This window comes from Pseudomonas putida, assembly GCF_004357765.1.
Taxonomy (GTDB): Bacteria; Pseudomonadota; Gammaproteobacteria; order Pseudomonadales; family Pseudomonadaceae; genus Aquipseudomonas; species Aquipseudomonas putida_U.
The window spans coordinates 1-11,791 of record NZ_SMTE01000008.1; the positions used below are offsets into that span (position 1 = coordinate 1).

Below are 11,791 nucleotides of genomic sequence, written 5' to 3' on the forward strand. Positions count from 1 at the left end.
GAGGTGTTCATCCATGCCGAGCGTGACCAGAACAATGTGGTCAAGAATGATGAGACGACCCAGGTCGGCAACGACCGCAAGGAGCAGGTCGACCATGACGAAACCCTCATCGTCGGCCATGACCGCCGCGAGACCGTTGGTAATGATGAGCAGGTCACCATCGGGCAGCACGCCTCAATGACCATCGGCGGGAACCATACCATCGATGTGGGTGCGAACCGTATCGAGACGGTTGGGATGGAACGCCGGGACCAGACAGGGACCGATCATACGATCAGGGTCGGGGGACATTCACGGCAACACGTGGAGGGCGAAATGGACATCGCCGCAGGCGAGGCGATTCGGCTGAAGACCCAGGTGTTCGAGATCAACGCTGCGCAAAGCATCACGCTCAAAGGGCCTGGCGGGACTGTACGGATCGATGCCGATGGCATCACGGTCGACGGTTTGAACTTGCGGCTGAAGGGAGCGATGAACAAGGACGCGTCTGGTGAAGGTAATTCGCTAGAGTTTACCGGGAAGGTGCAGCCGAATGTCGATGGTTGCGGGGTCCGTGAAAAATGACCCTCGACATTCTGCGCGAGCAACGCAAACCGGAGGATAGTCTCTACCTGCTGGTGGACCCTTTGGCGAATTACCCGAAAAACGATCAGCTCAGTATCGCTTTCCTTTTAAACAGCTTGGGCAGTGATGCCATTACCCGGATCGCTCGCGCCGATCTCGATCATGCCCCAGAACAATGGCCGGTACTGATTCGACTGGCTGCGCCAGGTGAAGCTTCAACCAAACACTTGCAACTGAGCGGGGCCCATGCGTCGCGAGAGCGGTTTGCCAACAAGCACTACATCTGCGGCTGGCTATTGAGTGCGCAGCCGGCTGAAATCATCTCGCAGCATCTTGTGCAGCAATGCCACACATTGCAGTTAACCGGCGAGCGAGCCCTGGCTCCCTGGTACGAGCCAATCCGCTTAGCCTTGCTAGGGATGGCCATGAAAAACGTGGGAGAACTTCTTGGCCCAATCCGCATCTGGAGCTACCCCAATCTCTGGGGCGGCATCACCACTCTCGAAACACGCCCTACGTCACGACCTTTGGTAGTACCTGAACTCGCCAAAGAGGTTCAGTACTTTGCTCCACAAATTACCCAGCTGCTTGCGGCGTGGCATCGGCTTAATGGCTGGCAACATACCTACGCGCCCTGGCGATTCGCAGGTACCAATGGCCTTCCCAACCACGCCCCCTCGCATGCGTTCAACCTGATTTACGACGCACACCAGCGAGGGCTTCGCGGCCGTGAGGACATCCAATGCCTCTGCCTGCATAGAGTTCTTGTGCACCCACTGCTGTTGCAGCACCCAGTTATCCAGAACGACGTGGAACAGGCTGTTTCTGGCAAGCAGAGCCTGTCCTCGCGGTTCGCCCGTTATGACGACGCTGCATGGAAGCAAATCGTCTCCGCACTGCCCGAAGCAAGGAGCTATTCATGAGCATCAGCAAAGCCATCCATATCGCCATGCAGGAGGAGATTCCCAACCCGCACGGCACCTGCAAAGCCTGCGAACGGTCTGGTCTTCCCATTCTGCTCCTGCGTGAGGCCTATGCCCCGCATCCTCGCGATACCAAGTCCTACTTGGTGGCACATGACAGCGGCATCACACATGTTCCGCTGTTGAGCAACCAGCTCAGAACCTTGCGTCAGGGATATGTCTATGTCCTGTTGGACCAGGAGATCTGGCAGGCTTATCAGGTCTCACCGGAGGGCACGCTGCTTCAATTTCCGGTTTCGCAGATGCCCTTCGCACCGGGCGAATCGTTGCCTGATGTTTGCTATACGCACAACCATGATGTCATCGCCTCCTTTATCAACATCAATACTGCGCTTTACCGGAAAGCCTGGATCGCCATCGCCAACGACCCCTGGCCCCGCGATGTGCTCGACCGCTACCGGGACGGTATCGCCAATCAGCGACCCGACTTCATCGACCGATTCGTCGAGCTCGACCTGGAGATCGCCCGCAACGACCCTGGCAGCGTCGGCATCGCCATGACCGAAAGCGACCTCGGCCTAGGCGACGTTCTGGAGTATGGGGCTGCCTATCCCGGCAAGTTCACCAGCGCCCATGGCTTTTACTCACGCATGAGCCGCCTGCCGGCAACACGCAACTTCGTGCGCACAAAGGTTCTGGAGGAGGAACTGCCCAACGGTGTTCTGGCCCTGACCGTCCCCGACCCGGTCGGCCTGGTGATGGAAGCCAACGTACAGCGCACTACGTGGGTTCGGCGCATGCAGGAATGGCGTGCAGAGCCCCAGCGGCACTTCGAATATTTCACCTCCCAGGCATTGCTGGGCATCCGTGAACTGAACGAAGCCAGGGCAGCGGCCCAGGCTGTGGTGGATACCGCCCAGGAAGCAGAAAACAGGGAGAAATGGAACGAGAGCCCCATCGGATTCAAAGCCTACCTTCCACCGGTGGATATAGAAGCCCACACACAGCGCGCCACGAAAAACAAGCAGGAAGAGGCCCGTGAGCGGCTGGAAGAACGCTACGACGAGAAAGCACGTGCCGCCTTCCAGGCCGGCTACGACCGCGAGGTCAAGCATTGGCAAACCAGGATCGACAAGGCCGGTGAGCTGTACGCCACTCTCTACGGACATCGCTCGTTCCAGCGTATCGCTTACTTCGACTACAGCGCGACCAGCCCACTCTCAGTCGAGTACTTCATCCAGATGTTGTCCGCCTGCGTGGCGGGTGGGCCGACGGAGAAAGCGCCCGAACAGGATGATCCACTCGGCCCCACCCAGTACCTATGGCAGCAGTTGTTGGAAGACCCCAACAGCCTGCTATATCAGGCTTTGACGGCCAAGAACCAAAGCTTGCGCCAGCAATTGGTCAAGGCGCTGTCGAGCAATGACCTGACCCAGGTCTATCACGCGGTCAAGGGCATCGCACTCAGCGAGGAAGGCCAGTATTTGATGGTAAAGCCGGTGCAAGACGCCATCGGTCTGCTCCTGGCCGCCGCGGCCAGCGCAAGTAGTGCCCTAGGGAAACACATCACCGAGCGAACACGCTCGTTGGTCGGTCACGTGCATAGTTCAGCGTTCCTGCTCTTTGCCGGTCAACCAATTACCCAGGTCCGACTTACGCTCACCCTGGGTGAATACATGAGCTTGCTCAACGAGGCACTACACGAGCGTACAGACGCCTTCCTTGGGCAATTGGACAAGCACTTTCGAAGGCCCGCAGGGAGAAAGGTACGAGCCATGGTGCTCAGCGGTGCAATTCATCTTGCGGGGGCAGGCAAAAACAAACAGATGATCGAAGTTTTCATATGGACATTAGAAAGTGCAGAAAACCTGCAGGCAAAATTGCTTAACTTACGAGACAGCACAACCGGAAGTATAAGTAATATTCTGCGCCATGCGACTATCGGTGCCGATACATTAAGGCAGACATTTTCCTCCACGGCTGAACAATTCAAGATCAGCGCTGCGGCAGCTCAAGATATAGCAAGCGACGCCGCCCGAGCCCTCCGGAATGCAGGCAACGACTTAAACAGTGGAGGTCTACTATTGGCGCTAGGCAGCATCTGGTTTCATCAAGATAGCCTCCGCAAAAACATATTGGCTTTAGAGAGGGCACTACCTGGAAACCCAGAGACAGTTGCAGCCGTTTGGTCATCCTCAATTGCTTATCTAGGCACCATGGTAGAAGCAGCGGGATTTGCCCTCAACTTACTTGTTCCTGACAAAAAAGCCCCTGCACTGAGCACCAAACTTTCAACAGGTACCTTAGTGATTAAAATTGGCGGAGCAATCATTGCGATTGCTGGTTTGATGGATAGCGCTCAATTTTTCGAAGCAGGACTTAGGTCGCGACGAAGCCAGGATCTGAAATCAGCCTTCCAGTATCGGTTAGCCAGCACTTTCGCGCTTGCTTCGTCTGCATTTGGAGCAGCTGGCTCGTTGGGCTCCGCAGCACTGTTTGGTCCTTTAGGGATAGCTATAGTACTGGGACTGATGGCGTACACACTTGCTTCGTTAGCAAAGCATAACGAATCTTCCGCTATCGAAGCTTGGGCCCGCAAGAGCAGATGGGGGCGTCCTGGCAATTCGAGATCCTGGACTCAATCCACACACTTGGACGATGCAATCGGTGCATTGAACGCTGCGGCATTAGGCGTTCAGGTCGACGCTTCGATCCAGATTCGTTTCGCCGCCTATCAAAACACATCGCGCCCCAGTACATTAGGAGGCATTGTTGAGGATGGAAACTCAGTCCCCACCGCGCTAGCCCTGAGTTATTTCATCTGTCTACCTAGATTTCACTATAAGCACTCACAGTACGACTGGACTCTCGATCTCTTCAGATGCGGACAAACTGCTCCTGCGGCACGTTTATCGGGCGACCACAACAGTCCCCCTGAGGCGCCAATTGCCGACCCGAAAGCTAGAAACATATTCTCCTCCACTGAAAACCTTACCCGAACCAGAATCGACCTTAATAATGAAACCCTTATCATCCAAGGCGAACATCTATTATCAGATGTAAGCAACATAAGCTCTATCGAATTGCGCGCCACCTATTGGCCCGACAAAAATGATGTGAATGGGTACTCACGCATCACTTTAAAAGAAGACAAGATCCGATTAATGTGAGGCGACAAACAATGACTAAACCGCTATTGAATCCTCCGTGTACAGGATGGAGAGAAGACCTCCCTTCCCCTCACGTCTTACCGGATTCAGAGACTTTGCTGGGCAGAAAAACGCCCAACCATCTGGACTCAACTTATTTTGAGCTACCGCGAACGACCATTTCGCCCCGCGGAATAATGTCTGCCCTAATAGCCCTGGCAAGCCCAATACTTTTATTCAACACATACAGCATCATATTCGAATTTAACGCCCTAGGCCCCAAGTTTATCCCGTTGAATATTTTTGAATTAGGACTAATTGTTTGGGTCGTCACCTTCGGAATTCGAATCGACATTGCACCACCCAGAGACTCACCCATTCGATTCAACCGGGCTCGCCAAAAAATTTACGCCTACAACTTCAAATACCAGTGGTGGAATCCCTTTGGAAAATGGAGGGTCACCCCGGTCAGCTACGACTGGTCGCAGGTCCGTGCGGAGCGATGGTCACACATAGGAGCTGTCTCCGGAGGCCTCATCTTCAAATGGGGCGTGGAACTCTCAATCGTCGAACCGGGAACAAACGATGTAATCGACAGATTCAATCTCAGCACAATGGATGCGGACGTAAACACTTGGGCCTACATCTGCACTTACATGCAAGAAGGCCCAGATGCCCTCCCTCCGCCTGGCCCACCAAAAGATCATAACGATGTCCTTTGGTGCGAATTCGCACTACGTCTCGCCCCAAAGGTTTCCTGGCCACCGGATATGGACCTGGAGTCCCGCACCGCGCCCTAGCTATCACCACCCCTACCAGATCCCTTACCCCCATCACATCCCTCAAAGGAAAAGCCATGAGCCCCATCGTTCTGGTCGGCCACCGCCACCTCTGCCCGCTCCACGGAGAAGGCGTCGTTATCTCCGGCGCCAGCTCTGCCTTCGTCAATGGCAACGCCATCGCCCGTGTCGGCGACCAAACCAGCTGCGGAGCCATTATCGAGACCGGTGCCCAGCACATGCTGATCGAAGGCAGTCCCGCCGCACGCCAAGGTGATACCACTAGCCACGGCGGCACTCTGGTCGAAGGTGATTCGAGCTGGTTGATCGAGTAATCATACGCCTCAGGCAGTCCGTAAACCGTTAAAATGGCGCGACACGAACTTATATAATTTCATCGAGCAGACAGGGTCATGCGATCCAATAATAAGAGACCAAAGACACTGGTCATGACCAAGACCATCATAATATTCAAGGGCAGCATCGCTTGAAACATACTCACCAAGCTGCTCACCGCCCCCCCAATCGCCAAAATGATGGTGGTAGCCAGCGAAGCAGCAGCACCCACTATCTCGGGATAACGGCTCAGGGCATGAGTTGTCGCTGCTGGTCGCAGCACGGTTGTTGCGGTCGTGCAAACGATCATCGGAATCACCACACCAACAACCGAAAGCCCCCCCAAAACGAGCCAACCTCCACCTAGCAATCCCGCTCCTCCGATCAGCACCAAACCTATCTTGATCTGCAATTGAGACGCGACCCTATGATTGATCTGCCTGGCGACCCAGCCCCCAATGATGAAAGAGAAGCCATAGCCCACGAACACCCAGGAAAACGCCCAGCTAGATAATCCGAGACGCTCCATCAACAGGATCGGCGAGACGACGATAAAGCTGAAATGGCAGGCAAAGCCCAACGCATTGATCAACGAATAGCCGAGAAACGGCAGATCTCTGCCAAGAACTCCGTAACTATGAAAACACCTTGAACCCACGGACCCTGCCGGCCGCTCTTCTAGCAGCAGCATTGCCAGCATGCCTACGAAAATGGCGATCACAATGAATACCCAGAAGCTTGCTCGCCAACCCAGATACTGCTGCAACAAACTACCTGCAAGCGGTGAAAACGAGATGAATAAGCCACTGGCGCTCGAGAGTAGAATCCGCATCGAGATCCGCTCCCGACCGCAGTACGTATCCTCTACAAGTGCTTGGCTCAGCACAAAGCAACCACACCCCAGCGCCTGTATTATCCGAAAGCCCATGAAGACCGTGTAGTTGGGCGCGACTATGCATCCTGCGCTGCCAATCACAGCGACAGCCAGTCCAGCCAACAGCAATCGCTTACGTCCCATCCAGTCTGACAGAGGGCCGATCACCGTCTGGGCCAAAGCCACAGCGATGACGAACATGCTTACAGAATACGAAACCTGCCGCACTTCGACGCCATACTCACTCGCCAGTGCATGAAAGGAAGGCAGAATGACGTCTAAAGGGAACACGCCAAGAAGGCTCATCAACAGCAATAAGAGAATGTGGAATCGTTTCACGCCAGGTCCATTTTATTTTCGCGGCTTCCATCACTCCCATAATAAATAAGCTCTCAATCATTCAAAGCGCAGAAAGAGAGGGAAACTTCCTAGACTTTTGTGGGAATAATCCTTCCACACCACCCTTTTTTTCACTGCCAACTGTTCGAGCAAAGCCTGAGCCCCCACAACCCATCCACCCGGTGTAAAGTACCCCCACAACAAAGCCCCCCAAGGAGCCACAGCCAATGACCGCGACGCTGTCCCCCCTGCAGATCGACTGCGACTTCGATGCCGGCAACATCCAGGTCGTGGACGCCAGCAATCCGTCCCAGGTCGACCTGGCCATCCGCCCGGACACCCACAGCGGCCACTTCCAGTGGTTTTACTTCAAGGTCAGCGGCCTCACCCCCGGGCAGGTCCACCGCTTCAGCCTCGGCAACGCCTCCGAGTCGTCCTACAAAAACGCCTGGACCGGTTACCACGCCGTGGCCTCCTACGATCAGCAGACCTGGTTCCGCGTGTCCAGCCAGTTCGATGGCAAGGCCCTGTCGTTCGAACTCGAGGCTGCACAGGAGCAGGCCTGGTTCGCCTACTTCGAGCCTTATCCCCGCGCCCGCCACAACCAACTGATCGAGCGAGCCCAGCAGATTCCCGGCGTCGAACTGCTCGCCCACGGGCGCAGCGTGCAGGGCCGGGATATTCCGTTGCTGCGTGCAGGCGACGGTGCTCAAGGCAAGCGCAAACTGTGGTTCATTGCCCAGCAGCACCCCGGCGAACACATGGCCGAGTGGTTCATGGAGGGCGTCATCGACCGCCTGCAAGCCAACGATGGGGTGATTCAGCAGTTGCTGGCCAAGGCCGACCTGTACCTGATTCCCAACATGAACCCCGACGGCGCCTTCCTCGGTCACCTGCGCACCAACTTCAAGGGCAAGGACTTGAACCGGGCGTGGCAGGACGCCAGCGTCGAGCTGAGCCCGGAGGTGTTCTTCGCCCAGGCGCAGATGAAGCAGTACGGGGTGGATGCCTTCATCGATGTGCATGGCGATGAGGAAATCCCCCATGTGTTCACTGCCGCCTGCGAAGGCAACCCTGGGTATACGCCGCGCCTGGCAAAACTCGAAGAGCAGTTTCGCAGCACACTGTGCAGCCTTACCCCAGACTTCCAGACCGTGCACGGCTACACCCGCGACCAGCCCGGTCAGGCCAACCTGACCCTGGCCTGCAATGCGGTTGGCCAAACTTACGACTGCCTGTCGCTCACCCTGGAGATGCCGTTCAAGGACCACGACGACGCACCGAATGCGCTCACCGGGTGGTCGGGGGCGCGCTCCAAGGCCCTGGCGGGTGCGGTGTTGGAGACGTTGGCGAAAATGGTCGCGGATTTGCGCTGAACCGGAAGGGCCTCCTCGCGGGCAAGCCCGCCCACAGGGGATGCGCCAGACTCCAGGATCTGAGCAAGACAGTTGCCTGGGTGCCCTTCAGAACTGCACGTCCAGAATCACGCTGTCGGTATAGCTGCCTGCCGGCGGCGTGGCCTGATCGGTATAGATCTTCGCGTTGTAGTTGAACACCTGGCTGCCCGTTCCCGTGCCGACGCCAGGATTCACATCGGCATCGCTGCTCGAACGCCGGGCACTGCTCACCGAGCCCCAGCGCACGGTCCCGGCACTCTTGAAGATGTCATAGGCCAGGTAGTTGTTGGCAGCGGATTTCATCCGCCGACGCCCACCGGAGACGTTCTGGCCGTCGTCGAGCCCGACCGTGTAGCTGCTGCCCTTGGTGCACGACAGGCTGATGCTCTGGTTCACTGTGCCGAAACCTGCCACCACCGGCGCACTGGCGAAATTGATGTTGGGCGTGGTGATCTGGCAGTCGTTGCTGACGGTGAGTGTCACGCTGAGGGTCTGGCTGCCCGAGCCGATATCGCGCCCCAGGCAAATACTGCCGATGCCGATGCCCGAACAGTAATTCCAGCTCCAGGCCACCGTCAGGGTCTCGCGGTACACGCCGGCGGCCACATTGCTGCCGATCTGCGTCCGCATATACAGCGGCACCGCCTTGGGCGTAGAGCCGTTGAGCAGCCCCAACAGGTCGAGAATGCCGTTACGGGCGAAGTCGAAGGCCACGCCGCGGGTGATCGGGTAGCTGGTACTGTTGTCAGCATAAAGGGTGTAGTTGATGACATCGCCGCTGGGCCCGACCAGGCCGCCGGACGCTGGTGTGATGGTGGCGTAGAAGTGGTCGGTGGACGTGAGCAGGCTGAGCAGCGATCCGGTGCATTGCAGCCCGGAGTTGAGGCTCGAGGCGCTCTGCACGGTAGTGCGCACCAGGGTCGAGTTGACGGTGCCGAAAGAGGCCGGCGAAGTGGCCACCGACGAACACAGCGCCCAGGCGGGGTTCGCCAGGGCCAACAAGCCCACCGCCAGCATGCCGCGCTGCCAGCTGTTCATCGACATGGCAGCGGGCCGATCAGGGGTATCGAGCCTTCCTCGTGCGGCAGATCGAACTCGACCGAACACCGGCCAGCGTCGACAACGTCCACCTGCAGCCGATTATGCGGCGACAGATTTTCCAGATAGACCAGGCCATCCCAGCCCACCACCGCCTGGCCGCCGCTTTCTTCATGGAGTACCTTGCTGCCCAGCTTGAGCGGCTCACCCTGGCCATCGACCAGTTCGATACTGGCCGCCAGCACCCGGTGCAGCGGAAACTCGAGCAAGTAGCCGCTACCTCGCCGCACGGCCACGCGCTGCTCCACCTGGGGCGCCAGCACGTCCGGCGGCAGGTCCATCGGGTCGATCTGGTACTTGCCGCGATAGTAGCCGCTGCTGTACGGCACCAGCAGGTGACCCTTGGCGTCGGTGCGACCGACAACCTGGTTCTCGTAGCTGACCGGCACATCGCCGTAGCCGTTGGTGCTGACCACCACGAAAGCATCGTCGATGCGATTGGCGGCGAACACCCCGGCATCCATCCACACCAGCGAGCCACTGGCATCGGCCCAGCGGGTCATCTCGCCGCTGCTGCCGTAGACACCGGCCTGCAACTGCACCGATTGCAGGCGCCAGGTGACATAGGCCTGGCGATAGGCGTCCCGCGCGCCACCCGTGGCATAGCCCAGGTTGTAGCCCACGCCACCGCCAACCGGAACCGCACGGCTGTAGTTGACCCGCTGCAAGTCCTCACCGTCCTTGCTGCGCTCCGCGCTCACGGCCAGCGTGCCACCATTGAAGTCGAACGGGATCACCAGTTGCGCCTGCACCGCCCAGGCGCTGTCGCCGACCTCGCGGTTGGCCGACAGGTACAAGCTGCTCGCCCCCCACAGGGGTTTGCTCCAGCTGAGGTTGATCAGGCGGGTGCGCGAGCCGTCGCCGGCACGGACGTCGAAGTAACCCGCACCGACGCTACCGTAGCGGTCGAGGTTCAGGCTCAGGGTCACTTGTTCGCTGCTCTCGCTCAATTGCAGATCCGGAGTATCGACCCGCGACAGGTCGGCGTAGTCGCCATGGCGTTGCAGGCGCTGGTAGCTGAAGCCGATGCGCTGGCTGTTGTACTGATAGCCCAAGGCGGTCTGATGGCCCTTCTCGCCATCGAACCGGCTCTGCGCCAGGGCAGCGTTGAGCACGCCGAAGTTGCCCAGGCGCAGGGTGCCGCCAAGGCCACCGAGCAGCATCGATTCGGCGGTTTCCAGGTGACTCTCTAGGGTGAAGGCGTCGCTCAGGCCATAGCGCAGACTGCCCGAGGCCACGCCAGGCCCATAGCCGAAATCACGCACGCCATAGTCGCGGCGCAGGCTACCGGCCGCCACCGAGAAATCCGACAGGCCCTTCTGCAGCAAGCTGCTGGTGACGTAGAACGGCAGCGTGGTGGACACTTGCCGGCCCAGTGCATCGGTGGTGACCACCACCGCCTCGCCGGCCCCGTTGATGAACGGCACGTTGGTCAGGGTGTAGGGGCCCGGTTGCAGCTCGGTGGTGCTGGACTTGTAGCCATTGATGAACAGGTCGAGGGAGGTCGGTACGGCCGCCTCACCGGCAAAGGCCGGCAACGGGTAGGTGACCAGGTCGGGGCGGGCGGCGAAGTCGCGCGACAGCTGCAAGCCGCCGACCCGTACCGAACTGGTCCAAGGCAAGGCACCGGTGACGAAATCGCCGGCCTCGTAGGTCAGCAGACGCTGCTCGTCGGTGTACTGCCAGGTGCTGTCGTAGCGCAGGAAGCCTTCTCGGGTGTCGGCATCCGGGGCACCGTTGAACGACTGACGCCACTGCCCGGTGGTGGAGAAGGTGCCCCAACCGTCGAACACCCGCAGTTCGTTCCAGGCCGCCAGATAAGTGCCGCCGTCGTCGGTGTCGTTGAGGTAGGCATCGTAGTTGAACAAGGCACCGAAGCTGCTCCGGGCTTCGCTGGCCGGGTACAGACTGCGGTTACCCACTTGCTGGTCCGGCAACCAGGCAGGCGGCACTTGCAGAAGCAGACGCTGGTTCTGGCTGTCGTAGTCGCTGTGCAGGCCGGCCACCTCATCCAGCGCCACCTCGCCCTGCGGGTTGCCTGGCAGCGTTACACCCGCCGCGCGCAGCACATCGCTGGCCACGTACAAATGCCCGGCACGCTGCTGTACCGCTATCAGCTCAGCCCTGGGCATCTGATTGACCAGCAGATCGAGGTACAGCGTGGCATCGGTCACCACCGCAGCCTCGGTGGGAGGCGGTGGCAGATCGTCGGCCACCCCCAGGTTCGGCCCGCACAGGACCAACCCCAGACTCCAGAGGCGGGCAGTCGATGGCAGACATTTCACGCACGGCTTCCAACCATGGTCGGGTCCTCCCTGGGCCCTACTGCTTC

9 protein-coding genes are annotated in these 11,791 nt (G+C 58.7%); 6 read left to right on the plus strand and 3 right to left on the minus strand.

Translation table 11 applies throughout. The features are described 5' to 3' along the window. The 5 genes from E2H86_RS25975 to E2H86_RS13115 form a co-directional block, all read left to right on the plus strand. A partial coding sequence (locus E2H86_RS25975) for a bacteriophage T4 gp5 trimerisation domain-containing protein (RefSeq protein ID WP_439958282.1) occupies positions 1-564 on the plus strand: 564 nt, incomplete at its 5' end. Continuing rightward, complete coding sequence (locus E2H86_RS13100) at positions 561-1,487, plus strand: hypothetical protein (protein WP_133328415.1); 927 nt, start codon at positions 561-563, stop codon at positions 1,485-1,487. The genes E2H86_RS25975 and E2H86_RS13100, both read left to right, overlap by 4 nt. Further along, a complete protein-coding gene (locus tag E2H86_RS13105) occupies positions 1,484-4,657 on the plus strand; it encodes a T6SS effector BTH_I2691 family protein (protein ID WP_133328417.1) in 3,174 nt (1,057 codons plus the stop codon). Before E2H86_RS13100 ends, E2H86_RS13105 begins: the two co-directional genes overlap by 4 nt. 176 nt (positions 4,658-4,833) lie before the next feature. Continuing rightward, entirely contained in the window at positions 4,834-5,436 is a 603-nt protein-coding gene (locus E2H86_RS26435) for a DUF6708 domain-containing protein (protein ID WP_306767650.1), read from the plus strand. Between the two features lie 56 nt (positions 5,437-5,492). Further along, positions 5,493-5,750 carry a PAAR domain-containing protein gene (locus E2H86_RS13115; protein ID WP_133328419.1) on the plus strand — a complete coding sequence of 86 codons (258 nt, stop codon included), beginning with the start codon at positions 5,493-5,495 and terminating at the stop codon, positions 5,748-5,750. Positions 5,751-5,809: 59 nt separating this feature from the next. On the opposite strand, the gene E2H86_RS13120 is transcribed toward E2H86_RS13115, so the two are convergent. Next, positions 5,810-6,931: an MFS transporter gene (locus E2H86_RS13120; protein WP_133328904.1), complete on the minus strand. Its 1,122-nt coding sequence runs from the start codon at positions 6,929-6,931 to the stop codon at positions 5,810-5,812. Positions 6,932-7,191: 260 nt separating this feature from the next. Here E2H86_RS13120 and E2H86_RS13125 point away from each other — a divergent pair, with 260 nt between their 5' ends. Next, on the plus strand, positions 7,192-8,340 hold the full coding sequence (locus tag E2H86_RS13125; RefSeq protein ID WP_133328421.1) for a M14 family metallopeptidase: 1,149 nt from the start codon (positions 7,192-7,194) through the stop codon (positions 8,338-8,340). A gap of 87 nt (positions 8,341-8,427) precedes the next feature. Here the strand turns inward: E2H86_RS13125 and E2H86_RS13130 are convergent, their stop codons facing one another. Beyond that, positions 8,428-9,399, minus strand: coding sequence for a Csu type fimbrial protein (locus tag E2H86_RS13130; RefSeq protein WP_133328906.1), 972 nt, complete (start codon positions 9,397-9,399; stop codon positions 8,428-8,430). Beyond that, on the minus strand, positions 9,396-11,735 hold the full coding sequence (locus E2H86_RS13135) for a fimbria/pilus outer membrane usher protein (protein ID WP_243744058.1): 2,340 nt from the start codon (positions 11,733-11,735) through the stop codon (positions 9,396-9,398). The genes E2H86_RS13130 and E2H86_RS13135 overlap by 4 nt, the downstream gene beginning before the upstream one ends. Between the last annotated feature and the right edge of the window lie 56 nt (positions 11,736-11,791).